Here is a 26,206-nt window from a genome sequence, read left to right on the forward strand (position 1 = left end):
TGTGGATAAATAGAGAACAACAAGGTTATATTATTTGTATAGTCTTTTTTTGAGTGTATTTCATTGATTATTAATATTTTTTGTCAAAATCTATATGTATTGCTAAAATGATATTAACTAATATTTTTAAATTGGATATGTAAATGAATTTAATAATAAAGGGGCTTCTTTATCCTTTTTTTGTTTTCTTTTCAGCATATGCATTATCTTTTGGGTGCAGTGTTGATAATGGATATGATATTGAATCTGGTAATTATAATATTTATGTGCAATTAGAGGCTGAAGTGCAACCTTATCAGAATTTAATTGTTGATCTATCTAGGCATTTAAAATGTTGGAATAGTTATGGTGGATGGCAAGATGTTGACCATATCAATTTAGAACCAGGGACGGGCTTATCTGGGCCACTATTTAATTTTAGTGGTTCAGTATATTGGTATGGAAATACATATTCATTACCTTTAAATAGTGCGACTAAAGTTTTACATATCGGTGATCTTACCCCTATGCCGATGCCAATGATGTTGTATTTAACGCCTATAAATAACTCACCTGCAGGAGGAGTACTCATTAGATCGGGTGAAACTATTGCAACTATTAATATGTATAAAATAGCGGATTGGGATGGTGGTAATCCTAAATATTTTACGTGGGAAATAGTGTCTAAATATGATGTTACAATGCCAATTAGTGGATGCGACGTTAGTAGCCGAAATGTCAATGTTAATTTACCTCCTTACCCAGGCGAAGCTCCGGTCAATTTAAATATCCACTGCGCGCAACCACAAAATATATCATTTTATCTTTCCGGACAAACCACTGATGATGATACAACCTTTATTAATTTAGCAGGCTCTGCAGGGGAAGTCTCTAAAGGTATGGGAGTTCAATTAATGCGTAATGGATATGTAATCCCTGCTAATAAAGCAATATCTTTAGGTAGAGTTAATTCGTCGACTTCATTAGGTTTAAAGGCAAGGTATGGTATGACTGGCGAGCGTGTAACTGCTGGAAAAGTAAAATCAATTATAGATGTTAACTTTATATATGAGTGAATTATTTATTAATTTAATATCTATGATTTTAATTAGCGTAAATAGCAAATGGGGACAGATATACTCGCGCAATTAAAAGCATATATAATTTGTTGTTGCTATGATAATATCACGCTTGAGTTATAGCAGTATGCCAAAGTACTTTTATTATCTTAAACACTTTGGTGTACATAACTTGCAGAGTGAAGCAAGTAACTGCTAATAACGTATTAAATTTTAAAGTAAAATTAAGAATGCATGTGATCTTGCGTATGGGTCACCACTGTAACTAAGGATTTTAAATGCCAATTATTACTCTTCCTGACGGGAGCCAACGTCAATTTGAAAATGCAGTCTCTGTCATGGATGTCGCTGCAGATATCGGTCCTGGACTTGCCAAAGCCTGCATTGCAGGGCGCGTTAATGGTGAGCTGGTGGACGCTTGCGAATTAATCGAGCAAGATTCACAACTGGCGATTATTACCGCAAAAGACGATGAAGGTCTTGAAATTATTCGTCACTCTTGTGCCCACTTATTAGGACACGCAATTAAACAGTTATGGCCACAAACCAAAATGGCGATTGGTCCTGTTATCGAAAATGGTTTCTACTATGATGTGGATTTAGATCATTCTCTGACGCAGGAAGATTTAGAAACGTTAGAAAAACGTATGCTAGAGTTGGCGAAAACAGATTACGATGTCATTAAAAAACGCGTAACTTGGGCACAAGCACGGGAAACTTTTGTTGCTCGTGGTGAAGATTATAAAGTCGCTATCCTTGATGAAAATATCAGTCAAGATGCACACCCAGCACTTTATCATCACCAAGAATATATTGATATGTGCCGTGGCCCCCATGTGCCAAACATGCGTTTCTGCCATCACTTTAAATTACAGAAAATCGCAGGTGCATACTGGCGCGGTAATAGCGATAACAAAATGCTACAACGCATTTACGGTACCGCTTGGGCTGATAAGAAACAGTTAAAAGCTTATTTAGAACGTTTAGAAGAAGCCGCTAAACGTGATCACCGTAAAATAGGTAAACAACTTGATTTATATCATATGCAAGAAGAAGCGCCGGGTATGGCTTTCTGGCATAATGATGGTTGGACTATTTTCCGTGAGTTAGAAACATTTGTACGTTGCAAATTAAAAGAATATGATTATCAGGAAGTAAAAGGTCCATTTATGATGGATCGTGTTCTTTGGGAAAAAACAGGTCACTGGGAAAACTACAAAGAGAATATGTTCACTACTTCTTCGGAAAACCGTGAATATTGTATCAAACCCATGAACTGCCCAGGCCACGTGCAGATTTTTAAACAAGGTCTACGTTCTTACCGTGATTTACCATTACGTATGGCTGAATTTGGTAGCTGTCATCGTAATGAACCCTCTGGTGCATTACACGGTTTAATGCGTGTTCGTGGCTTTACACAAGATGACGCACATATCTTCTGTACAGAAGAACAAATTTTAAGTGAAGTAAATAACTGCATCAAATTGATTTATGATGTATATTCTACTTTCGGATTTGAAAAAATCGTTGTTAAGCTGTCTACTCGTCCAGAAAAACGCATCGGTGAAGATGCTTTATGGGATATTGCAGAAACAGACTTAGCAAAAGCCTTGACTGATAACAATATTGAATTTGAATATCAGCCGGGTGAAGGGGCGTTTTATGGCCCTAAAATTGAATTTACACTTTACGACTGTTTAGATCGTGCATGGCAGTGTGGTACAGTACAGCTGGACTTCTCATTGCCAGGTCGATTAGGCGCTTCTTATGTTGCTGAAAATAATGAGCGTAAAGTACCTGTTATGCTTCACCGAGCGGTGTTAGGATCATTAGAACGTTTTATCGGTATTCTAACTGAAGAATACGCAGGATTCTTCCCGACTTGGTTAGCACCACAGCAGGTTGTCGTGATGAATATCACGGATGGACAGGCTGATTATGTACAAAAACTCGTCAAAGAATTGCAAGATGCCGGAATTCGTGCAAAAGCAGACTTGAGAAATGAGAAGATTGGCTTTAAAATTCGTGAACATACTTTACGTCGTGTTCCGTACATGCTTGTTTGCGGTGATAAAGAAGTCGAATCAGGCAAAGTAGCGGTTCGTACTCGTCGAGGTAAAGACCTTGGCAGTATCGACGTTAACGATTTTAAAGAAAAACTTCTGCAAGAAATCAGAAGCAGAAGTCTTCATCAGTTGGAGGAATAAGGTATTAAAGGCGGAAAAAGAATTCAATCAACGCGTCAGAATCGTATCAATGGTGAGATTCGCGCTCATGAAGTTCGTTTAACAGGTTTAGACGGCGAACAGATTGGAGTTGTTAGTCTGAAAGAGGCTCTTGAGAAAGCCGAGGAAGCAGGTGCTGATTTAGTTGAAATCAGTCCTAATGCCGAGCCGCCAGTTTGTCGTATTATGGACTACGGCAAATTCCTCTATGAGAAAAGTAAGACTCTCAAAGAACAGAAAAAGAAACAAAAGGTTATTCAGGTCAAGGAAGTTAAATTCCGTCCTGGTACAGATGAAGGCGACTATCAGGTCAAACTACGCAACCTGATTCGTTTTCTTGAAGATGGCGATAAAGCCAAAGTCACACTGCGTTTTCGTGGTCGTGAAATGGCACACCAACAAATCGGTATGGAAATGCTTAATCGCATCCGTGAAGATTTGGATGAACTGGCTTCTGTTGAATCTTTCCCTAATAAGATTGAAGGTCGTCAGATGATCATGGTGCTAGCGCCGAAGAAGAAATAGTTAGGCAATTCAAGTAATAGCGTCAGTCTTTATTGACTGACTGCTATTCGCCTTATTATTTTATGTTATTAACAATGCGAAGTGGATTATAGAAATGCCAAAGATTAAAACAGTACGCGGTGCAGCTAAACGCTTTAAAAAGACTGCAGGTGGTGGTTTTAAGCGTAAGCACGCTAACCTCCGTCACATTCTGACTAAAAAATCAACTAAGCGTAAACGTCATTTACGTCCAAAAGGTATGATCTCTAAAGGAGATTTAGGCCTGGTCGTAGCTTGCCTACCATACGCATAAGTATCAGTTTTTTTAACAGAATTATAGACATTAGGAGTGTTATATGGCTCGCGCTAAACGTGGTGTTATCGCCCGTGCTCGTCACAAGAAAATTTTAAAGCAAGCTAAAGGTTATTACGGTGCACGTTCTCGTGTATATCGTGTAGCTTTCCAGGCTGTTATCAAAGCTGGTCAATATGCGTACCGTGACCGTCGTCAGAAAAAACGTCAGTTCCGTCAGCTGTGGATTGCGCGTATCAACGCAGCAGCTCGTCAGAACGGCATGTCTTACAGCCGTTTCATCAATGGATTAAGAAAAGCATCTATTGAAATCGACCGTAAGATCCTGGCGGATATCGCTGTATTCGACAAAGCTGCATTTGCTGCTTTAGTTGAAAAAGCGAAAGGTGCTCTGGCTTAATTAAGTCAATGGAAGAGGGAGTTAACTCCCTCTTTTATTTTGTCTAAATTTGTGGCTTAATGGTAAAATTCAATAAGTTACACATAATGAGAATGTCTCAATGTTAAATATCGCTTTTTTCCGCTTCTTTTTTTACTTTAGCGCCTAATTTTGGGGGCTTTTGCGCGTAAGAAAAGAAACGAAAAGTAGCGCCGGAGCCTCCATTTTGGAGGCTTTTTTGTTTTCAGTACTCAAACTTGAGTTCAGAAATCAAAAGGGCAATTTTTTAATCGTCATCATTGATAACAACTAATAGACCTCATCAGGTCAAAGGAAGAGGAAACGATGCCACATCTCGCTGAACTCGTTGCTCAAGCTAAAGCAGCTATCGAAGAGGCACAGGATGTTGCTGCGCTGGATTCGGTTCGTGTTGAATACTTGGGGAAAAAAGGTCATTTAACGCTCCAGATGTCCACGCTGCGCGACTTACCCGCTGAAGAGCGTCCAGCTGCTGGAGCGGTCATTAATCAGGCAAAACAAGAGGTTCAGCAAGCACTGAACGCTCGTAAAGAACAAATGGAATCAGCGCTGTTAAACGAACGTTTAGCGGCTGAGAAAATTGATGTCTCTTTGCCTGGACGTCGTATTGAAAATGGTGGTCTGCACCCTGTTACTCGCACAATTGAACGTATTGAAACTTTCTTTGGCGAATTAGGGTTCTCTGTGGAATCAGGCCCTGAAATTGAAGATGACTATCATAACTTTGATGCGTTAAATATTCCTGCTCATCACCCTGCAAGAGCTGATCATGACACTTTCTGGTTTGATGCTAAACGTTTATTGCGTACTCAAACCTCTGGTGTACAAATTCGCACTATGCAAAATAAACAGCCACCGATCCGCATTATTGCACCTGGCCGTGTTTATCGTAATGACTATGACCAAACACATACTCCAATGTTCCATCAAGTTGAAGGCTTAATTGTTGATAAAGACATTAGCTTCACTAATTTAAAAGGAACACTGCACGATTTTCTGAAAAACTTCTTTGAAGAAGATATGGAAATTCGCTTCCGCCCATCCTATTTTCCATTTACAGAGCCTTCAGCCGAAGTTGATGTAATGGGTAAAAATGGCAAATGGTTAGAAGTCTTGGGCTGCGGTATGGTGCATCCAAATGTGTTGCGTAATGTAGGTATCGATCCCGAAGTTTATTCTGGTTTTGCTTTCGGGATGGGTATGGAACGCTTAACTATGTTACGTTACGGTGTCACCGATTTACGTTCATTCTTCGAAAATGATCTTCGTTTCCTCAAACAGTTTAAATAAGGTGGGATTATCTCATGAAATTCAGTGAACTTTGGTTACGTGAGTGGGTAAACCCAGCAATTAGTAGCGAAGAGCTTTCTGAACAGCTAACCATGGCTGGCCTTGAAGTTGATGGTGTAGAGCCTGTTGCCGGTGATTTTCACGGTGTTGTTGTGGGTGAAGTGGTTGAATGTGGACAACACCCAAATGCAGATAAACTACGAGTGACAAAAGTCAATGTCGGTGGTGAGCGTTTATTGGACATCGTGTGTGGTGCGCCAAATTGTCGCCAAGGCTTAAAAGTTGCTGTAGCAACGGTTGGGGCGGTATTACCGGGTAACTTTAAAATTAAAGCAGCCAAACTACGTGGTGAGCCTTCAGAAGGTATGCTGTGCTCTTTTTCTGAATTAGCTATCTCAGAAAACCATGAAGGCATTATCGAATTACCTGCTGATGCACCTATCGGTACCGATATTCGCGAATACTTAAAATTAAATGATAATGCGATTGAAATCAGCATTACACCAAACCGAGCAGATTGCTTAGGTATTATGGGTGTTGCTCGCGATATCGCGGTCATTAATAAAATGACATGCCAAATCCCTGATATGTCACCAATTGCAGCCACTTCTTCAGCAACATTTCCTGTGCGAGTTGAAGCACCACAAGCTTGTCCTCGCTATTTAGGTCGTGTTTTCACTAATGTGAATGTGAAAGCGAACACACCATTATGGATGCAAGAAAAATTACGTCGTGGTGGTATTCGCTCTATCGATCCAATCGTTGATATCACTAACTTTGTCTTACTTGAAATGGGACAACCATTACATGCGTTTGATCTTGACCATGTCGATGGGGCTGTGGTTGTTCGTATGGGCAAAGAGGGTGAAAAACTAACTTTACTTGATGGTAATGAAATCACCTTAAAAGATGATGTACTGGTTATTGCTGATGAAAAACAAGCATTAGGAATGGCAGGTATTTTCGGTGGTGAATCTTCTGGTGTTAATGAAGAAACTAAAAACGTATTTTTAGAGTGCGCATTCTTCTCTCCATTAGCGATCACCGGCCGTGCACGTCGTTATGGTTTACATACCGATGCATCTCATCGTTTTGAGCGTGGTGTTGATTCAGCGCTACAATATCAGGCCATTGAGCGAGCAACGAAATTATTACTCGAAATTTGTGGTGGTGAAGTGGGTGAAATTATTGATGTCACCAATGACAGCTATTTACCCCATGTCGCTCCTATCAAATTAACACGTGCAAAATTAGACCGTTTATTAGGTCATGTTATTGATGATGAACAAGTTGTTGATTCGTTAACACGTTTAGGTTTTGGCGTCACCGTTGAAAATGACGGGTGGTTAGCCACTGTGCCTTCATGGCGTTTTGATGTTGAAATTGAAGAAGACTTAATTGAAGAAGTTGCACGTATTTACGGGTATAACAATATTCCAGATGTACCTTTACGTGCCGATCTGATTATGACAGACCACCGTGAAGCGGATCTGCCATTAAAACGTGTAAAAACCATGCTGGTTGATAATGGGTTCCAAGAAGCTATCACTTATAGCTTTGTTGATCCGAAGATCCAAAGCTTACTACATCCTAATGAAGAAGCGTTGATCTTACCTAACCCAATTTCTGCCGATATGTCAGCCATGCGTTTGTCATTGTTGACCGGATTATTAACCACAGTGGTTTACAATCAGAACCGTCAACAGGCTAGAGTTAGGTTATTTGAAGCAGGTCTGCGTTTTGTTCCTGATAATCAAGCAGAATATGGAATACGTCAGGAACTTATGCTAGCTGGTGTGATCGCGGGCAACCGTTATGAAGAACATTGGACTTTAGAGAAGCAAACTGTTGATTTCTTTGATTTGAAAGGTAATATTGAATCAATTCTGGAATTGACAGGCCAGTTAGATGAAATTACATTTAAACCAGCCAATCATTCAGCGCTCCATCCGGGACAAAGTGCTGAGATTTATCTGAGAAATGAATATATTGGCTGTATTGGTGTTGTTCACCCAGAGCTTGAACGTAAACTTGATTTAAACGGCCGTACGGTAGTATTCGAAATACGTTGGGACGCAATCGCAAACCGCAATTTACCGCAAGCGAAAGCTGTTTCACGTTTCCCTTCGAATCGTAGAGATATCGCTGTAGTTGTTCCAAATGATGTGGCTGCAGAAGATATTTTAGCTGAATGTAAGAAAGTTGGCGGAAATCAAATAGTTGGCATAAACTTATTTGACGTGTATTGTGGTAAGGGAGTAGCGGAGGGTTATAAGAGCCTCGCTATTAGCTTAATCTTGCAGGATATCGAGCATACTCTGGAAGAAGATGAGATTGCTGCCACAGTCAATACCTGTGTTGCAGCATTGAAACAGCGATTCCAAGCATCCTTGAGGGACTAGACCTATGGCGCTTACAAAAGCTGAAATGGCAGAAAATCTGTTTGAAAAACTTGGCGTTAGCAAACGCGATGCAAAAGACCTTGTAGAAGCCTTTTTTGAGGAAGTGCGTCGTTCTCTGGAAAATGGAGAACAGGTGAAGCTGTCTGGATTCGGAAACTTTGACCTACGTGATAAAAATCAGCGCCCAGGTCGTAACCCGAAAACAGGGGAAGATATTCCTATTACAGCCCGCCGTGTTGTAACTTTCCGCCCGGGACAAAAGTTAAAAAGCCGGGTTGAAAATGCGACACCAAAAGAGTAATACTTAAACACCAAAACGGCTTTCTATTGAAAGCCGTTTTTTTTTCGACTTACTTCTACGATTTACTCCTTCTATTTTTCTTTTGCTTATCTGTGATAAGCGCCTAATAGTCATTTTATTGTTTAAATAAGATGTGCTTGAAGGGAATAATCATTGGTTTAAAATTAATCATACTGGAAGGTTTATTTCCTTAGGATAGAAAATTATATTTTCTTCATTGAAAGGGACTGTGTTATGTTGCCCTACATTTATTAGCAATATATTTATAAAAATAGCGTAATTTATGGGCTATTTACTAAACAATATGAATAATCAATATGATGATCCGCTTAATCAATTACGAAACAAACAGCAAATTAGTGATAAGCTAAAACTCACTTTGCTGGTGTTAGTTTTATTTGTTCTTATTGTTATCTCACTTTCAGCCGGTGAAATTTGGTTATTCCCCAATAAATGGCTCACTGAAGAAGCTAGTTTATTTATTTGGCAAATTAGGCTTCCAAGAATATTGGCTGTGATGATGGTTGGCGCAAGCTTAGCGATTGCTGGTGCCATTATGCAGGCAATCTTTGAAAATCCGTTAGCAGAGCCGGGACTTTTAGGTGTAAGCAGTGGTGCGGGTGTTTGTGTTGTGTTACTGATTGTTTTCCAATTAGGAACTGCATACTGGTTAATAAGTAGTGCCGCGATATTAGGGGCTTTGGGGATCACCTGCTTATTAATGTTTTTCTCACAAATAAAAAAGCTATCTAATGCTCAATTATTATTAATAGGCGTAGCATTAGGGGTATTAGCAAGTGCTGTTATGACTTGGCTGGTCTATTTTAGCTCTGCGTTAGATTTAAGACAATTAATGTACTGGCTTATGGGGAGCTTTAGTGGCATTGACTGGCGTCACCAAATATTATTTTGGGCATTACTTCCAATCATCACACTTCTTATTTGGCAAGCCGATATTTTAAATTACCTTTCTCTGGGGAGTTTTGAAGCCAAAAAACTCGGCATTTCTGTGATTATATGGCGTAATTGGTTTATTTTAACCGTTGGTTTATTAATTGGTTTTAGCGTTGCTCTAGCCGGCGCAATTAGTTTTGTCGGGTTGATTGTACCGCATTTATTACGATTGTCTGGTATCACACATTATAAAACCTTGTTACCGGGCTGTGCTTTAACGGGAGCGAGTTTACTGATATTCGCTGATTTAATATCAAGGCTGATGTTAAATGGCGCAGAAGTCCCTATTGGCGTGATAACTGCCACCTTAGGCGCACCTCTTTTTATTTGGTTATTAGCCACTAAACAGATGGAGCGCTTATAATATGGCACAATTAAAACTATATAAATTAGCTATCAATAAAAGACTATATGGTATTACTGAACAAGTTAATGATGGCGAACGCATTCATTTAATTGGCGCGAATGGGGCGGGTAAAAGTACGTTGTTAATGGCCATTGCTGGTGAAGTTTCATACGTTGGAAATATATTTTTAAACGAAACTTCAATGAGAGATTATAAAATTGCCGAACTTTCTAGAATACAAAGCGTTGTTAGACAACAATCGTTAGCTTTGCCATTTATGCCAGTGTTTCATTATCTTTCTTTATCCTATCAGTTATCAAAAATGGATATTCAAGAATTGAATGCACTATTAAGCGATTTTCAAATCAATAAATTATTGTCAAAAAATATTCATCATTTATCTGGTGGGGAATGGCAACGCGTTCGGATTGTTGCCACTTTTATACAATTATGGTCAAGCGATGATTTAACAGGAAAATTAATGATGCTTGATGAGCCGACAAATAATTTAGATATTGTACAACTTACTTTATTGGATAAATGGCTAGATAAATTTTGTCTACAAGGTGGCAGTATTATTATGAGTACTCATGATTTGAATCATTCTTATCTAAAAGCAGATAAGTTATGGTTTATGTTAGAGGGAAAAATAATCAACTCAGGTGACTCAGCACTTTTGTTGGATGAAAATTTATTATCTACTACATTTAATACTAAGATTAGATGTAATAGATCAGCAAATAGTGTAATTTGGCAAGTAATAGAGTGATGTTATTGAGTCAGAGTCTGCGCATCGGAAATTATTAAGCCTTCTTTAAGGCTTTCTTAATAACAACGGGTGCTGTGAAACAGCAAATTGTATATAATTAGTTTTTATTCATTCATTAATTAGGCTACATCTTTATGAGTCACTTTCTTCCATTCTCCCGTCCTGCTATCGGGGATGAAGAGATTAAAGCAGTTGAAAGCGTTTTACGCTCCGGCTGGATCACAACAGGTCCCCAAAATCATCAGCTAGAACAAGATTTTTGTGAAAAATTTGGTAGCAAACATGCTATTGCGGTTTGTTCTGCAACAGCGGGTATGCATGTTGTTTTGATGGCAATGGGAATAGGGCCTGGTGATGAAGTTATTACACCTTCCCAAACTTGGGTATCAACTATCAATATCATTACATTATTAGGCGCAGAGCCAGTAATGGTCGATATTGATCGTGACACATTAATGGTCAGCGCTGAATCGGTAAAAAAAGCGATTACCCCAAGAACCAAAGCAATCATCCCTGTGCATTATGCCGGAGCGCCTTGTGATCTTGATGCACTCAGAGCGGTTGCTGATGAGGCGGGCATTCCTCTGATTGAAGATGCAGCACATGCGATAGGTACTCGATATAAAGATGAATGGATAGGTGAGAAGGGAACTTCTATTTTTTCTTTTCATGCCATTAAAAATGTCACTTGTGCCGAAGGTGGATTAGTTGTTACGGACGATGATGAATTAGCCAATCGAGTCCGTTGCTTAAAATTTCATGGTTTGGGTGTTGATGCTTTTGATCGTCAAGTCCAAGGACGTAAACCTCAAGCGGAAGTCGTTGAGCCTGGTTATAAATATAATCTCTCGGATATTCATGCTGCTATCGCGGTAGTGCAATTAAGTCGCTTAGAAGAAATGAATGCTAAACGTGCTGAGTTAGTTGCCCTTTATCGTGAAAAACTTCAAGATTCACCATTGGAAATGTTAAGTGTGCCGGAATATCCACACTTACATGCTAACCATCTCTTTATGGTCAGAGTTGATAAAAATGCCTGTGGTATCGATCGTGATACATTTATGGAAAAACTCAAACAAAAAGAGATTGGTACAGGGCTTCATTTCCGTGCTGCGCATACACAAAAATATTATCGTGAGCGCTACCCTTCGTTATCCCTTCCTCAATCAGAATGGAACTCTGCAACGTTATGCTCGCTGCCGCTGTTTCCTGATATGAGCAATAAAGATGTTATTCGCGTTGTCGATGCGATCAATGAAATTCTTTCGGAGCATATCTAGTGTCAACATTTGAAAAAATCAATAAAGTATCAGTCGTTATTCCCGTTTATAACGAGGAAGAGAGTCTCCCACAGCTTTTAGAGCGAACAATCAAAAGCTGTAAACAGTTAGAACAAGAGTATGAGCTGATCCTTGTTGATGACGGAAGTAGCGATAATTCAGCAAAAATGCTAGAAGAAGCTGCCAACATTGAAGATAACCATGTTATTGCGATTATTTTAAATCGCAACTATGGTCAACACTCCGCTATTATGGCGGGTTTTAACCAAGCTGATGGGGATTTAGTCATTACCTTAGATGCTGATTTACAAAACCCACCAGAGGAGATCCCCCGTTTAGTGGCAACCGCAGAAGAGGGGTATGATGTTGTCGGAACTCGACGCCGTAACCGTCAAGATTCGTGGTTTCGTAAAACGGCCTCTAAAATGATTAATGCCATGATAACCAAGGCAACAGGTCGTTCAATGGGGGATTATGGTTGTATGTTAAGAGCATATCGTCGTCATATTATTGATGCGATGTTGCAATGCCATGAGCGTAGTACTTTTATCCCAATTTTAGCGAATACCTTCGCTCGTCGTACGATTGAAATTGAAGTTGCTCACGCTGAGCGTGAATATGGTGATTCAAAATACAGTTTCTTAAAACTCATCAATTTGATGTACGACTTATTAACCTGTCTGACAACTGCACCATTACGTTTATTAAGTGTCGTAGGTAGTGTGATTGCTGTTGCCGGCTTTTTACTTGCCGTATTATTGATTGTACTACGACTTATTTTCGGTGCAATTTGGGCGGCAGACGGAGTGTTTACACTCTTTGCTATCTTATTCATGTTTATCGGTGCGCAGTTCGTTGCAATGGGTCTATTAGGTGAATATATAGGCCGAATTTATAATGATGTAAGAGCGCGTCCTCGGTATTTTATCCAAAAAGTGGTTGGCGTTAAAAAACCCAACAAAAATCAGGAAGAAGACTAATGAAAGCAATAGTATTTGCCTATCATGATATTGGCTGTGTTGGTTTAAAAGCACTTGAAAAAGCGGGTTTCGATATTCAAGCTGTATTTACCCATACTGACGATCCTAACGAAAATCATTTCTTCTCATCCGTAGCGCGTGTTAGCGCAGAAATGGGATTAACTGTGTTTGCTCCAGAAAACGTTAATCATCCATTATGGATTGAGCGTATTCGTGAGATGAAGCCAGATGTCATTTTCTCTTTCTATTATCGCCATATGCTAAGCGATGAGATCCTGAATTTAGCACCTAAAGGTGCATTTAATTTACATGGCTCTTTATTACCTAAATATCGCGGTCGTGCACCTATCAATTGGGCCATTGTCAATGGTGAAACTGAAACTGGTGTCACTTTACATAAAATGACGGCTAAAGCAGATGCTGGTGATATCGTTGCACAAGAAAAAGTAACGATTGAAGATACTGATACTTCATTAATTTTACATGAAAAAGTCAGAGAAGCTGCGGCGAAATTAATGGCTCATACGTTACCGCATATCGCCTCAGGTAACTATTCAACAACAGCACAAGATGAAAGCCAAGCAACTTATTATGGTCGTCGTTGTGCTGATGACGGTTTAATTGACTGGAATGCAGATGCTAAAACGGTTCATAATTTAGTTCGCGCCGTTACTGAACCATACCCAGGTGCTTTCACTTTCTTAGGTGAGCGCAAAATGATTATCTGGCGTGCACGTCCAGTGGCAGATAACCAAGGTAAACGTCCGGGTACTGTTATTTCAACTGAGCCTTTAGTTATCGCATGTGCGAAAGGTGCAATTGAAGTTATCACAGGTCAAAGTGAAAATGGTCTTTATGTTCAAGGCAGCCGTTTAGCCACTGAAATGGGGATCGTGACAGATGTACGCGTTGGACCAAAAGCAACAGCACAAGTGAAACGTCGTCAACGTGTACTGATTTTAGGTGTCAATGGCTTTATTGGTAACCACCTAACCGAGCGTTTATTAAAAGATGGTAACTATGATATCTACGGTATGGATATCGGTTCATCAGCAATTGAACGCTTTATTGGTAACCCTCGTTTCCACTTTATTGAAGGTGATGTCAGCATTCATACAGAATGGATTGAATATCACATCAAGAAATGTGATGTGATCTTGCCATTAGTAGCGATTGCAACACCGATTGAATATACCCGTAATCCATTACGTGTATTTGAATTAGACTTTGAAGAGAACTTAAAAATTGTTCGTTATTGTGTTAAATACAATAAACGTATTATTTTCCCATCCACATCAGAAGTATACGGTATGTGCGATGATAAAGAGTTCGATGAAGATAATTCACGCTTAATCGTCGGTCCTATTAATAAACAACGTTGGATTTACTCTGTTTCTAAACAGTTATTAGACCGAGTTATTTGGGCTTATGGTGCTAAAGAAGGGCTGAAATTCACTTTATTCCGTCCATTTAACTGGATGGGGCCACGTCTTGATAACTTAAATTCAGCGCGTATTGGTAGCTCTCGTGCAATTACTCAGTTAATTTTGAACCTAGTGGAAGGTTCACCGATTAAACTGGTTGATGGTGGTGAGCAAAAACGTTGTTTCACTGATATTAATGATGGTATTGAAGCATTATTCCGCATTATTGAAAATCGTGATAACAAATGTGATGGTCAGATCATCAATATCGGTAACCCAACTAACGAAGCAAGTATTCGTGAGCTAGCAGAAATGCTGTTAGATTGCTTTGAAAAACATGAGTTACGCGGTCACTTCCCTCCATTTGCTGGCTTCAAGAAAATCGAAAGTAGCAGTTACTACGGTAAAGGCTATCAAGATGTTGAACACCGCAAACCAAGCATCAAAAATGCTGAGCGTCTATTAGATTGGAAACCAACTATCGAAACACGCCAAACGGTAGAAGAGACATTAGACTTCTTCTTACGTGGTGCAGTTGAAGAGTTAGGTAATAAGTAATGAAGAAAGTTGGCTTGAGAGTCGATGTGGATACTTATCGGGGTACAAAAGAAGGTATTCCACAATTGCTGGATGTCTTTAACAAGCATAACATTCAGGCCAGCTTTTTCTTCAGTGTCGGTCCAGATAATATGGGGCGCCATTTATGGCGCCTTTTAAAACCGAAATTTCTGTGGAAAATGCTAAGGTCGAATGCCGCTTCATTATATGGACTGGATATTCTATTAGCCGGTACGGCGTGGCCGGGTAAAAAAATTGCCAAAAATTTAGGCTATTTGATGAAACAAACCCAAGATGCGGGGCATGAAGTCGGATTACACTCATGGGATCATCAAGGTTGGCAAGCTAAAGTAGGCCGTTGGTCAACAGAAGAATTAATGCAACAGGTTCGTTTAGGTGTAGAAGCACTGGAAAAAGCACTTGAAAAACCTGTAAAATGTTCTGCGGTTGCTGGGTGGCGTGCTGATGAACGTGTTCTAATGGTTAAAGAAGCTTTCCAATTTGACTACAATAGTGATTGTCGGGGAACGCATCCATTTAGGCCAGTTCTAGAAAATGGTTCTATCGGTACAGTGCAAATTCCAGTAACATTACCAACTTATGATGAAGTGGTCGGTACTAAGGTAAAGGACGAAGATTTTAATCAATTTATTATTGATGAAATCAAAAAAGATCAGGGTATACCTGTTTATACTATTCATACCGAAGTTGAGGGAATGTCAAAAGCGGCTCAATTTGAGCAGTTATTGGCAATGATTGCAAACGAAGGCATCGAATTCTGTCCATTAAGCCATCTACTACCACAAGATATAGACATGCTTCCGATGGGTAAAGTTGTCCGATCTGACTTTCCAGGTCGAGAAGGCTGGTTAGGGTGCCAACAAGAGGTCTAACAAAACTATGTTGAATAACCGGGCGAGTAAAATCGGGGCCATCCTCTTGGCTCTTTTTTTTGTTCTTACCTACTTATTTCCATTGAACAGCCGGTTATTATGGCAACCTGATGAAACACGTTATGCGGAAATTAGCCGTGAAATGGTGGTGAGCGGGAACTGGATTGTTCCCCATATGCTTGATATCCGCTATTTTGAAAAACCAGTAGCAGGTTACTGGATTAATAATATTAGCCAGTTAATATTTGGCCACACCAATTTTGCCGTACGCTTTGGTTCAGTTATTTCTATCCTATTAAGTGCGCTACTTATTTATTTATTAGCACGGATGATGTGGCGTAATCGTCAAGTCGCTTTTGTGGCTAGCTTAATTTATTTATCCATGTTTTTGGTGTTTAGCGTCGGAACTTATAGCGTACTTGATCCGATGTTAGCGCTTTGGGTTACTGCAAGTATGGTGTGTTGTTTTTGGGCGTTGAAAGCAACCACGGTAAAAACGCGTATACTGGCATGGATAACGCTAGGTTTAGCTTGTGGTATGGCCTTTATGACCAAAGGCTTTTTGGCATTAGCTATCCCTGTTATCGTGATGATCCCTGTAACCCTTTACCAAAAACAGTTCACTCGGATGTTACTCTATGGTGTGCTTGCTGTTTTAAGTGCGGCGTTAATTAGCTTGCCATGGGTTTTAGCGGTGGCGAAGGCTGAGCCTGATTATTGGCACTATTTCTTTTGGGTTGAGCATATCCAGCGTTTTTCTGGTGATGATGCTCAGCATAGTTCTCCTTTCTGGTATTACATCCCTATAATTTTACTGGGTGTTATTCCTTGGCTTGGATTATTACCAGGGGCACTAACTAGTGCATGGAAGAAGCGCCGTAAGCGTCCTGAACTCTTTTTCTTACTATGTTGGTTTGTAGTACCTTTCCTATTTTTTAGTATCGCGAAAGGTAAATTACCTACTTACATGTTGCCATTTATGGGACCGTTGGCGATGTTAATGGCCAAATACGGTGTAGACTGTGCTAGAAAATTTAAAATGAAAGCACTGCGCATTAATGGCTATATTAATATTTTTATTGGTGTCGCTGCTGTTGTTGCGATATTAATTATTCAATTGGTTTCTTCTAAACCTATCTATATGCCTTATGAATGGTCAAAATGGGTATTAGCGATTGTCGCTTTCTCATTATGGGGCATCATTGGTTATCTCTGCTCTACATTAAATGGTAAACATTGGCTATGGGCAGCCTCTTGCTCTTTAGGGGTAAGCTTATGTATTGGGCAAGCCATTCCCAATAGCTCTATTGATGGTAAATTACCGCAAGAGTTTATTCGCCAAAATATCGATACCCTCAATGCGAGCAAATATATAGTCAGTAACAGCGTTGGTGTGGGGGCTGGATTAGCTTGGGAATTGCAACGTAGCGATATCTACCTTTATGAGAGAACAGGGGAATTAACCTATGGAATTGAATATCCAGATTCTCAACATAGATTACTAAAACCTGAAAGTTTTGAGCAATGGTTAGAAAATGCCAGAAAAGAAGGTAATGTCTCTGTGGTGATCACTTATAAAGATCCGAAGAAACTGGCGCAGATGCCACGACCTGAAGAGTTAGTGACGAATCGTCGTATGGCTATTTTGACCTATGAGAAACGTAAGTAATGGCCTTTTTTTTGTTACTTATTGTTAGTTTGCTAACCTGTATTGGCCAAGTTTGTCAGAAACAAGCAGTGGTGAGTTGGCAAAATAATTCAACCACTAAAGCCAGAAAGACGATTTTCTGGCTTATTACTGCCATCGCTATGCTAGGCTTTGGCATGTTATTTTGGTTACGTTTACTGCAAATCCTCCCACTTAGTATTGCTTATCCGATGTTGAGTATTAACTTTATTGTCGTCACTTTGATAGGCCAATTTATCTATAAAGAGACGGTTAATGTGAAACATTGGGTTGGTATTGCCTCGATTATGTTAGGTATTGTGTTAATGAGTATGCAGTCATGAAAACCGGTTACTTATGGGCCATCGCCAGTGCATTATTAGTCACAGTTGCACAACTACTGTTAAAAATAGGTATGTCAGAATTACCTGATCTGCAATTAGAAAAACAGTGGTTTGATCTTCATTGGTTATGGGCAAACATAATACCTATCAGCGTTGTTTTCGTGGGACTGATTGGCTACGTACTGTCAATGGTTTGTTGGTTATTGACTTTACGTACAATTCCCCTAAACAAAGCTTATCCACTCATCAGCCTTAGCTATGTCTTTGTTTATATTCTCGCGGTAGTTTTACCTTGGTTTCAAGAAACGCTGTCGTGGTCTAAAACAATAGGTATCATTTTTATTATGCTAGGTGTTTGGTTAATAAGCCAAAAAACGGAGCAAACAACATCGCATTAGCTTAACTTAGAGAGTGTTATTTTCTCTTTAAAGTGAGCTATTGTGCGATTGACACTATCAATGCTTGTGTATTCACCTTCAATCACTTGTTTTTACGTAAAAAAGCAGATAGATTTTAAAATCTATTGTCAATAATTGGGTGGATGCAATGAGAAAGCCTACTTTTTATTCTTTCTTACTCTGTATTATTCTGCTAGCTGGATGCTCATCGAGTCCCTCTAAGCGTCTCCCACCCGCGCCCCCGTTAAAAACGCAACTTTCTGATCCTATTATGGTCATTGTGCAATTAAAATCTCAGCTAGAGCAATGGTATGGTACGCCTTATCGCTATGGTGGCATGAGCCCATCAGGTATTGATTGCTCAGGGTTTGTGTATAGGACTTATAGTGATCGTTTTGATATACAACTGCCAAGAATGACTATCGATCAAACTAAATATGGTACACAAATTAGTAAAAGTGATTTGATGCCTGGTGATTTAGTATTTTTCAAAACAGGAGGAGGGGATAACGGGCTTCATGTTGGTATTTATGATACTGACAATACCTTTATTCATGCTTCTACCAGTAAAGGCGTTATTCGTTCATCATTAGATAATGCCTATTGGAAAAAAACTTTCTGGCAGGCTCGTCGATTGTAATTTTGTGCCATTGAAGGCGCTAACCTACTGAGTGTTATGCTATCTTATAGCTAACTTTTTTCATATAGGGATATCTTATGTCAGGCAAATTGCGTCTACTTCTTTCTGAGTCTTATGATCCATGGTTTAACCTCGCGGTTGAAGAGTGCATTTTTAAACAGATGCCAGCTGATCAACGAGTCCTTTTTTTATGGCGTAATGATAATACTGTGGTGATTGGTCGAGCACAAAACCCATGGAAAGAGTGTAATACCCGAAAAATGGAAGAAGATGGTGTGAAATTGGCGCGTCGCTCAAGTGGTGGCGGTGCAGTATTTCATGATCTAGGTAATACCTGTTTTACCTTTATGGCAGGCAAACCCGAATATAATAAAACTATTTCGACGCAAATTATTTTAGATGGGTTATCGAAAGCCGGCATACAAGCAACGGCATCAGGACGAAATGATTTAGTCGTACCATTGGCTGATGGTGAAAGAAAAATTTCTGGCTCAGCCTATAAAGAGACAAAAGATCGTGGTTTTCATCATGGTACTTTATTAATTAATGCTGATTTATCTCGTTTAGCTAACTATTTAAATCCAGATCCAAAAAAACTACAGGCGAAAGGGATCACTTCGGTGCGCTCTCGTGTCACTAATTTAGTGGAATTAAAACCCGATATAACTCATGAAAAGTTATGCCAAGCGATTACTGACAGTTTTTTTGACTATTATGGTGAGCGTGTTGAAGCTGAAATTATTTCACCACAAAAATTACCTGATTTACCGGGTTTTGCAGAAACATTTGCAAAACAAAGTAGTTGGGAGTGGAATTTTGGTCAAGCGCCTGCGTTTTCACATCTATTAGATAATCGCTTTAAATGGGGTGGTGTTGAGCTGCACTTTGATATTGAACGCGGTACGATTATTAGAAGCCAAATTTATACCGACAGTTTAGATCCCGCACCATTAGAAAAGTTATCGCAGATGTTAGTTGGACAGCGTTATGCTTCTGGATCGATGAAAAGACTATTAGCACAATTAATAGAGCAGTACCCAAATAACCAATCAGAGCTTGAAGAGCTGCAACAGTGGCTTGTTCATGCGCTTTCTTAATTGATTATTATCTATTTAAGAAAACGACTGACAATAAAATGGTTTGATATAATAAACAAAGCGGGAAAACATGATGTTTTCCCGCTTTGTTTTGTCAGTCAATACTTCTGGCTATATTAGCTATTTTCACATGACATAAAACGACGTGTATCTGGTAACTCACCATGTTCTCTAAATTTAGCTGGTGTAGTGTTGAAGTGTTTTTTAAAGATACGAGTAAATGTTGCTTGGGAACTAAAGCCATACATCAAAGCAATATCTAAAATGGACATGTCTTTTTCTTGTAAAGACTTTGCTGCTTCCAATAAGCGACGTTTACGTACATATTCGCCTAATGTGCAACCTTTAAAATCTTTAAAAATACGTTGCAAATGCCACTTCGAGTAGCCACTTTTATTTGCAATCGTATCAATCTTTATACCCTCATTACGTTGTAACTGAGTTTCTAACCATTTCAGAATATCATTAACGACATTTTCAGCCATAAAAACCTCCCACAATAGGTGGGGACATAGTGCCCAATTAAATAGAATAGTAACGTATGTTATTTGTAATCTATTTTAAGCATAGAGGAAATAATAGGTAGGCAAAAAGTGCTTTTTATGATTGATAATCATTATCAAAGCAATAGGAGTAAGTAATAAACAATGATTGATAGATAGTCTATCAAAAAGAAAGTGATAAGTTTTATAAAATTGGCGCATTTTATTTTATTGAATTTACTCTATTATTTAGCAATCGCTAAATTTTGTTATAGCTGTTGTTTTGCAGACTGTTATATTTTTTGATAAAAAATCAATTAAATCATTGATGAAGATGTATTTTAAATCCAATTTTATTGGTTGAAATCGTTTTTTTAATGATTAATATTTCTAATTAAAATAAGTATTGATACTTGGTTGTTTAAGGTGCTTTTATCAATATATAAAGGCTAACATAAATCTGTCAAAAAACGGTTATTGCATAGGGGGGATTGTAGACAGGAGCAGAAGATAAAAGCAGATATGCTAAATAAGCTCACTCGCAGACAACGGGAGACACTCTGCGAGTGAGACGAAAGATTTTTTATAATAAAAAATGCTCTCTTACAATTTCACGACCAATTTCAATCGATGCTGTTGCGGCAGGAGAAGGGGCATTACATACATGTAATGAACGTTTGCCTTTAACAAAGTGAAAATCATCAACTAATTTTCCTTCGCGAGTTAAAGCTTGGGCGCGTACACCTGCCGGGCCTGGGTGAATATCTGCTTCACGTAGAGCAGGAATAAGCTTTTGTGCATTTTGGGCAAACAGCTTACGTGAATAGGAACGACGTAATTCGGCCATCCCTTCACCTAAATAATTTCCGGCTATTTTCCAAAATCCTTTATAGGTTAGTACTTCAGTGAGATCTTTTAAGTCAATATCACTTTTCTTGTAGCCTTCACGTTTAAAGGCTAATACGGCATTAGGGCCTACGTCACGATGCCCGTTATACATACGTGTAAAATGGACACCTAAAAATGGGAAATCAGGATTCGGCACAGGATAAATAAGATGATTAACTAAATAATTTTTATTTGAGTTGAGCATAAAATATTCACCACGAAAGGGAACTATCTTCATGCCGGTATCGTAGCCCGCCATTTTTGCTACCCGATCACTAAATAATCCAGCACAATTAATCAGCCACTTTGCGGTAAATTGTGTTGTAGATGTGGTGACTGTTACCGTTTCGTCCGTTTCATTAATCGCATTTACTGCTTGGTTAAAGGCAAATACTCCACCTCGAGCTTGAATGATTTCAACGTGTTTGGCGGCAATTTCCGGATAATTGACAATACCGGCATCAGGAACAAGCAAAGCAGCAATACCATTAACATAAGGCTCCCTGGCTTTTAGCTCGCTCTCGGTCATTTTAATTACTTCAAGGCCATTTTGTATTCCACGTTGATAGATATTTTCTAATGCTGGTAGCTCTTTTTCATCAGTTGCCACAATCACCTTGCCACAACGATCGTAATAGAGATGATGCTGTTTACAAAAATTGTAAGTCGTGATGTTACCTTGCTTAGCGAGTCTTGCCTTTAAGCTTCCTAGTGTATAGTAAATCCCCGAATGAACAACATTGCTGTTATGGCCACTTTGATGAACGGCGGGGCCAGATTCCTTATCAATCACCAGTACTTTAAGCTCAGGTTGGCTTTCTTGTAATGCACTGGCAACCCCTAATCCTACTAATCCTGCACCGATGATAATTACGTCATAAGTCATAATACTACCCATATAATCCAGTATAAGAGTTAATTTTTTTCTTGTTGTAAACGCTTTAACTTTCCACGTACATTGGCTAAATGAAGACGCATTTTGTGGCTAGTTTCATCACTATCTTGTTGTCTTATTGCTTCAACAATAGCTTCATGCTCTGCAATAACACGCTCAGTTTCGGCAATACGTCCTTTATTTTGGCTTAAGGAATACATCAATACGCCAAGATAAAGCTCATGTAAGTTATCGAGGATGCGCACGAAAAAAGGATTATGTGAAGCAACCATAATGGCACGATGAAATTGATAATCTTCTTGATGACCAATGTTGTTGTTTTTCTGCGTGGCTAAGATAAAGGCCTGATGTGCTTGCTCTATCGTCAGCAATTCTTCTGGTGTTCGACGTAAAGCGGCAATGGCTGCCGCTTCATGTTCAATGACCTCACGCATTTCAAGCAGTGATTCAATTTCTTGAGGACAAGCAATTTCCATCACAATAGGTTCGTATTTACTCAAGATAGAGTGGTCAATAACGCGTCTACCGCCTCCTTGGCGTGACGTAATAATGCCACTCGCTTCTAATACCCCTAATGCTTCTCTGATGGGAACTCTGCTAACGCCAAAGGCGTCAGCGAGTACATTTTCAGACGGTAGTTTTTCACCAATAGGATAGGTCCCGTCATAAATATTTTGCTTAATTTGATCAAGAATTTGTTGCGACGCTTTTTGGCGTGAGATCTTTTTTATCATCTAGTTTTCTCCAGATACTTGCCCTACATTGACCAACTGTTTTTTAGAGCGCAACAGATGGAAAGCGCCAGTAAGTAAGATCAACGCCATACCTAATAAATCGGTATATAGTCCGGGCTTAATCATTAAAATAGCGGCAGCTGCAAAGGCGATACGTTCAAACCATGTTGTTTTGATTATCCAAAAATTCGCAGTGGCAATACTTAGTGCATAAATTCCCACTAATGCACTAATGACCATTAACCCGATAGAGATAACACTTAAATTATCACCTTGCATCAGTAATGCAGGGTTATAAACCAAAATAAAAGGAATAATAAAACCAGGGAGTGCTAAACGTACCGCATCCCATGAAGTTTGCATCGGATCGGCTCTCGCAATACTTGCTGCCGTATAGCTTGCTAGGGCGACCGGAGGAGTAATATTGGATAACGCGCCAAACCAGAAGACAAAGAAATGAGCCGCTAAAGGCATCACACCGGCTTTAATTAAAATAGGTGACACTGTAACGGCAACCACGATATATAGAGCAGTTGATGGTAAGCCCATACTTAATACAATACAGACTAACATCACAACCAGTAAGATCATCCATAATGTATTGTCAGTCATAGAGACAATATTAAATGCTAAGGTCGCACCGATACCGGTCATGGTAACAACACAAATAATTACACCAATGGCAGCGCAAGCGATAGTCACTTGTACCGAGCCACGAGCCGCTTCTGCTAAAGCATCAGCCACTTTAGTTAATGTCATTCGTACCGTTTTATCAGGTGTTAGCCAGCTGGCAACAATAATGGTTAAGATACCAAGAAAACCCGCATAAATAGGGGTTTTACCCATTAATAGCGTGCCAATTACAATAATTAAAGGTAATAGTAATAAACCGCGTGCTTTTAATACCGCTTTAACTTGTGGAATATTCTCTTTGCTAAGTCCTTTTAAACCTTGTTTTTTCGCTTCAATATCAATTGCCATGATCAAGGCCGCGTAATAGAGCAACGCAGGAATAATCGCGGCAATAACAATCGTGGTATAAGAAATTCCCAAAAAGCCCGCCATAATAAAAGCTGCCGCACCCATAATTGGTGGCATGATCATTCCACCTGTAGATGCAGTAGCTTCAACGGCACCCGCAAAACGTGATGTTAAGCCAATGTTTTTCATTAATGGAATGGTAAAGGTTCCCGTAGTGGCTACGTTGGCGACCGCGCTACCACTTAATGAACCTGTTAATGCTGATGAAATGACGGCAACTTGAGCAGGCCCCCCACGGCGACGTCCCGCCATAGCTAGCGCTAAATCATTAAATAGTGCTGTGGCACCACTAACACTTAAAAACGAACCGAATAAAATAAATACCACGATAGCGGTAGAGGCAGTAGAGAGTGTAATACCAAAAATACCTTCACTGGTCATAAATAAACGATATAACAGTCTCTCTACAGAAAATCCTGCATGACCAAAAATACCCATAAAATATTGGCCAAATAGGGCATAGATAATGGCGAATGTGGCTAGGCTAGGAATAAAATAGCCCGTTGTTCTTCTTGCTGCTTCAAAAAGAACAATAATGCCAAGAATTGCCATCGCATAATCCATTGTGTTGGGAATACTTTTTCTTACCACATGGAGATCAACATAGTTAAAGAAAAAATAGCCATAGCTGATTAATGTTAAAGCGATAAAAAGATAATCCCAGCCATTAAATTTCGCGGTAGAAAATCGTTTAGAGAATGGAAATAAAATAAAACCAAGGATCAAAATACCACTAAGAAAAATAGTATTACGATAAAACTCTTGGGTGTTGGATAAGGCATTAGAGTAAATAGCATACAACGAAATGAATATCGCCAGCGTGGTGGTGATTTTTAAATAGATACCGGTAAGGTGACGAGTGCCTGAGCTAGCTTCTTTATCTAATGCTGGTGGCTCTACCGGAGTTAGGTGGTCATTATTAGTCATAACTCACTCCTGTTATTTATTATTAGTTTGCGTTTGAGCTTCAGGTGGAATTAAATAGTCAGGGATATCTAATCCAATTTCTTTGTAATAACGATAAGCTCCAAGGTGTAATGGCACAGAAACACCTTTTAACGCATTTTCGGTGGTGATGTATTTTGCAGCACTATGTACTTGATGAACTTCTGGTAAGTTTTCAAACATGGTTTTAGTCAATTCATAAACTAACTGGTCATCAATACTTGTGGTTGTCATTAAGATATTAGGTTGTGCAATGGTGTTTACTTTTTCTGCTTGGCGAGGGTAGGTATTTGCTGGTATTTCAAAGCGAAACCAAGAGTTAGCAATATGATTAATATCATCAAGTTGCTTATCAGTCACTTCAAGTAATTTGGCATTAACACCACTGGCATACATATCGGTAACCGCAGAGGCGGGAACACCGGCAGGTAATGCTCCCCCATCAAGGCGTCCATCACGCATTGCTGAAACGGTATCTCCATAACCAAGATATTCAGGAGTGATCTCTTTTTTAGTTAAATTCACACCTTTAAGAATGATAATGGTCGATTGTTCAGTGCCACTGGCTTGTGGCCCGACAGAGAAGCTGGTGGCACGAATATCATCCAATGTTCCTGTTTTTACTTTGTCATTCATTAAGACAAAGTGCTCTACATTTGGCCAAAGCATTGATATAGAACGTAGATTTTTTTCTGGTTTGCCTTCAAAATTACGTACACCTTCGTAAGCTTCCACAGCTAATAGACTTTGTAGAATAGAAAGCTGAGCTTCGTTTTGTTGCATTAAATAGATATTTTCAATTGAGCCAGCAGAGGACTGCCCTGTGACTTGTATTCCTCTATCCTTGAGGTGGGTGCTCCAAACATTGGCTAAACCGACTCCCATCGGGTAATAAGTTCCTCCTGTTGAGGCCGTTGCTACAGAGAGAAATTGCTTATTGGCATTCTCTTTTTTGCCGATCATTGCTAGTGATACAACAGCAATAACAGCAACAATACCGATGGCAAGCTTTGTTTTTCTTATTCTCATGATGTTGTTCCTGTACATAAAAACGCAGGTGAATATTTCACATCAACTTGTATACAACATGACAACTTTTATAGGTAAAGGAAGGTTACGAAATTGTGAACTGGGTTGATTAATTTGATACGTGAATGTAACAAATTGTGATCATGATGGTAATTATGTAAATTATATCCATAATCAAGGGGTTTTTATCAAGAAGGCAGAGAAAATATCGATAACTTGGGGTATTTGAAAAATAATTCACTAAAAAATAAATTAATAATAGATTTTCTAAAATAAATAACTATTTACATTAAAGGAATAAATAAGAGCAGATAGGGGCGAGAAAACAATAA

The 26,206-nt window shown here is 39.2% G+C and carries 25 protein-coding genes and 1 other annotated feature; of the genes, 20 read left to right on the forward strand and 5 right to left on the reverse strand.

What is annotated here, in order from left to right; genetic code table 11:
• Positions 1-143 precede the first annotated feature (143 nt).
• The 20 genes from AACU98_RS14630 (at position 144) to AACU98_RS14720 (ending at position 19,860) form a co-directional block, all read left to right on the forward strand.
• A complete protein-coding gene (locus AACU98_RS14630) occupies positions 144-1,055 on the forward strand; it encodes a fimbrial protein (RefSeq protein ID WP_004251460.1) in 912 nt (303 codons plus the stop codon).
• A gap of 281 nt (positions 1,056-1,336) precedes the next feature.
• On the forward strand, positions 1,337-3,265 hold the full coding sequence (gene thrS / locus AACU98_RS14635; protein WP_004242605.1) for a threonine--tRNA ligase: 1,929 nt from the start codon (positions 1,337-1,339) through the stop codon (positions 3,263-3,265).
• Between the two features lie 3 nt (positions 3,266-3,268).
• A complete protein-coding gene (gene infC / locus AACU98_RS14640) occupies positions 3,269-3,808 on the forward strand; it encodes a translation initiation factor IF-3 (RefSeq protein WP_012367833.1) in 540 nt (179 codons plus the stop codon).
• A gap of 94 nt (positions 3,809-3,902) precedes the next feature.
• Positions 3,903-4,100, forward strand: a complete 198-nt coding sequence (rpmI, locus tag AACU98_RS14645; protein WP_004242608.1) for a 50S ribosomal protein L35 — start codon at positions 3,903-3,905, stop codon at positions 4,098-4,100.
• Positions 4,101-4,143: 43 nt separating this feature from the next.
• Positions 4,144-4,500 carry a 50S ribosomal protein L20 gene (gene rplT / locus AACU98_RS14650; protein WP_004242609.1) on the forward strand — a complete coding sequence of 119 codons (357 nt, stop codon included), beginning with the start codon at positions 4,144-4,146 and terminating at the stop codon, positions 4,498-4,500.
• A gap of 99 nt (positions 4,501-4,599) precedes the next feature.
• Positions 4,600-4,722: a sequence feature (Phe leader region), on the forward strand.
• A complete protein-coding gene (gene pheM, locus AACU98_RS18475) occupies positions 4,601-4,648 on the forward strand; it encodes a pheST operon leader peptide PheM (protein WP_120655563.1) in 48 nt (15 codons plus the stop codon). Its footprint overlaps the feature before it by 48 nt.
• A 102-nt stretch (positions 4,723-4,824) precedes the next feature.
• Positions 4,825-5,808: a phenylalanine--tRNA ligase subunit alpha gene (gene pheS / locus AACU98_RS14655; RefSeq protein WP_004242610.1), complete on the forward strand. Its 984-nt coding sequence runs from the start codon at positions 4,825-4,827 to the stop codon at positions 5,806-5,808.
• Positions 5,809-5,822: 14 nt separating this feature from the next.
• Positions 5,823-8,210, forward strand: coding sequence for a phenylalanine--tRNA ligase subunit beta (gene pheT, locus AACU98_RS14660; RefSeq protein ID WP_004247944.1), 2,388 nt, complete (start codon positions 5,823-5,825; stop codon positions 8,208-8,210).
• A gap of 4 nt (positions 8,211-8,214) precedes the next feature.
• Entirely contained in the window at positions 8,215-8,511 is a 297-nt protein-coding gene (gene ihfA, locus AACU98_RS14665; RefSeq protein ID WP_004242612.1) for an integration host factor subunit alpha, read from the forward strand.
• A 283-nt stretch (positions 8,512-8,794) separates the two neighbouring features.
• Positions 8,795-9,829 (forward strand): vitamin B12 ABC transporter permease BtuC, encoded by a 1,035-nt coding sequence (btuC, locus tag AACU98_RS14670; RefSeq protein ID WP_004251448.1) that lies wholly within the window; start codon positions 8,795-8,797, stop codon positions 9,827-9,829.
• A gap of 1 nt (position 9,830) precedes the next feature.
• Positions 9,831-10,580, forward strand: a complete 750-nt coding sequence (locus AACU98_RS14675) for a vitamin B12 ABC transporter ATP-binding protein BtuD (protein WP_161735007.1) — start codon at positions 9,831-9,833, stop codon at positions 10,578-10,580.
• 134 nt (positions 10,581-10,714) lie between these two features.
• A complete protein-coding gene (arnB, locus tag AACU98_RS14680) occupies positions 10,715-11,860 on the forward strand; it encodes a UDP-4-amino-4-deoxy-L-arabinose aminotransferase (protein WP_004247945.1) in 1,146 nt (381 codons plus the stop codon).
• Positions 11,860-12,840: an undecaprenyl-phosphate 4-deoxy-4-formamido-L-arabinose transferase gene (arnC, locus tag AACU98_RS14685; RefSeq protein ID WP_004242618.1), complete on the forward strand. Its 981-nt coding sequence runs from the start codon at positions 11,860-11,862 to the stop codon at positions 12,838-12,840. The genes arnB and arnC overlap by 1 nt, the downstream gene beginning before the upstream one ends.
• On the forward strand, positions 12,840-14,822 hold the full coding sequence (gene arnA, locus AACU98_RS14690; protein ID WP_004242621.1) for a bifunctional UDP-4-amino-4-deoxy-L-arabinose formyltransferase/UDP-glucuronic acid oxidase ArnA: 1,983 nt from the start codon (positions 12,840-12,842) through the stop codon (positions 14,820-14,822). Before arnC ends, arnA begins: the two co-directional genes overlap by 1 nt.
• Positions 14,822-15,715: a 4-deoxy-4-formamido-L-arabinose-phosphoundecaprenol deformylase gene (gene arnD / locus AACU98_RS14695; protein ID WP_004242622.1), complete on the forward strand. Its 894-nt coding sequence runs from the start codon at positions 14,822-14,824 to the stop codon at positions 15,713-15,715. Before arnA ends, arnD begins: the two co-directional genes overlap by 1 nt.
• Positions 15,716-15,722: 7 nt before the next feature.
• Positions 15,723-17,384, forward strand: coding sequence for a lipid IV(A) 4-amino-4-deoxy-L-arabinosyltransferase (gene arnT, locus AACU98_RS14700; protein WP_004247947.1), 1,662 nt, complete (start codon positions 15,723-15,725; stop codon positions 17,382-17,384).
• Positions 17,384-17,725 carry a 4-amino-4-deoxy-L-arabinose-phosphoundecaprenol flippase subunit ArnE gene (gene arnE / locus AACU98_RS14705; RefSeq protein WP_004242624.1) on the forward strand — a complete coding sequence of 114 codons (342 nt, stop codon included), beginning with the start codon at positions 17,384-17,386 and terminating at the stop codon, positions 17,723-17,725. The genes arnT and arnE overlap by 1 nt, the downstream gene beginning before the upstream one ends.
• A complete protein-coding gene (arnF, locus tag AACU98_RS14710; protein ID WP_004242625.1) occupies positions 17,722-18,123 on the forward strand; it encodes a 4-amino-4-deoxy-L-arabinose-phosphoundecaprenol flippase subunit ArnF in 402 nt (133 codons plus the stop codon). The genes arnE and arnF overlap by 4 nt, the downstream gene beginning before the upstream one ends.
• A gap of 148 nt (positions 18,124-18,271) precedes the next feature.
• On the forward strand, positions 18,272-18,763 hold the full coding sequence (locus AACU98_RS14715) for an NlpC/P60 family protein (protein WP_012367837.1): 492 nt from the start codon (positions 18,272-18,274) through the stop codon (positions 18,761-18,763).
• A gap of 77 nt (positions 18,764-18,840) precedes the next feature.
• Positions 18,841-19,860 carry a lipoate--protein ligase A gene (locus AACU98_RS14720; RefSeq protein ID WP_004242627.1) on the forward strand — a complete coding sequence of 340 codons (1,020 nt, stop codon included), beginning with the start codon at positions 18,841-18,843 and terminating at the stop codon, positions 19,858-19,860.
• A 116-nt stretch (positions 19,861-19,976) separates the two neighbouring features.
• On the opposite strand, the gene AACU98_RS14725 is transcribed toward AACU98_RS14720, so the two are convergent.
• The 5 genes from AACU98_RS14725 to AACU98_RS14745 all read right to left on the reverse strand — a co-directional run bounded on the left by AACU98_RS14725 (position 19,977) and on the right by AACU98_RS14745 (position 25,874).
• Positions 19,977-20,345, reverse strand: a complete 369-nt coding sequence (locus AACU98_RS14725; RefSeq protein WP_004242629.1) for a helix-turn-helix domain-containing protein — start codon at positions 20,343-20,345, stop codon at positions 19,977-19,979.
• A 580-nt stretch (positions 20,346-20,925) separates the two neighbouring features.
• A complete protein-coding gene (lhgO, locus tag AACU98_RS14730) occupies positions 20,926-22,128 on the reverse strand; it encodes an L-2-hydroxyglutarate oxidase (RefSeq protein WP_161735010.1) in 1,203 nt (400 codons plus the stop codon).
• Positions 22,129-22,145: 17 nt separating this feature from the next.
• A complete protein-coding gene (locus AACU98_RS14735) occupies positions 22,146-22,859 on the reverse strand; it encodes a FadR/GntR family transcriptional regulator (protein WP_004242631.1) in 714 nt (237 codons plus the stop codon).
• Positions 22,860-24,827 carry a TRAP transporter permease gene (locus tag AACU98_RS14740; RefSeq protein WP_004242632.1) on the reverse strand — a complete coding sequence of 656 codons (1,968 nt, stop codon included), beginning with the start codon at positions 24,825-24,827 and terminating at the stop codon, positions 22,860-22,862.
• Between the two features lie 12 nt (positions 24,828-24,839).
• The gene (locus tag AACU98_RS14745; RefSeq protein ID WP_004242633.1) at positions 24,840-25,874 is read right to left on the reverse strand and encodes a TAXI family TRAP transporter solute-binding subunit; all 1,035 of its coding nucleotides are present in this window, start codon (positions 25,872-25,874) and stop codon (positions 24,840-24,842) included.
• Between the last annotated feature and the right edge of the window lie 332 nt (positions 25,875-26,206).

The organism is Proteus sp. G4380, from assembly GCF_963885725.1.
Taxonomy (GTDB): Bacteria; Pseudomonadota; Gammaproteobacteria; order Enterobacterales; family Enterobacteriaceae; genus Proteus; species Proteus mirabilis.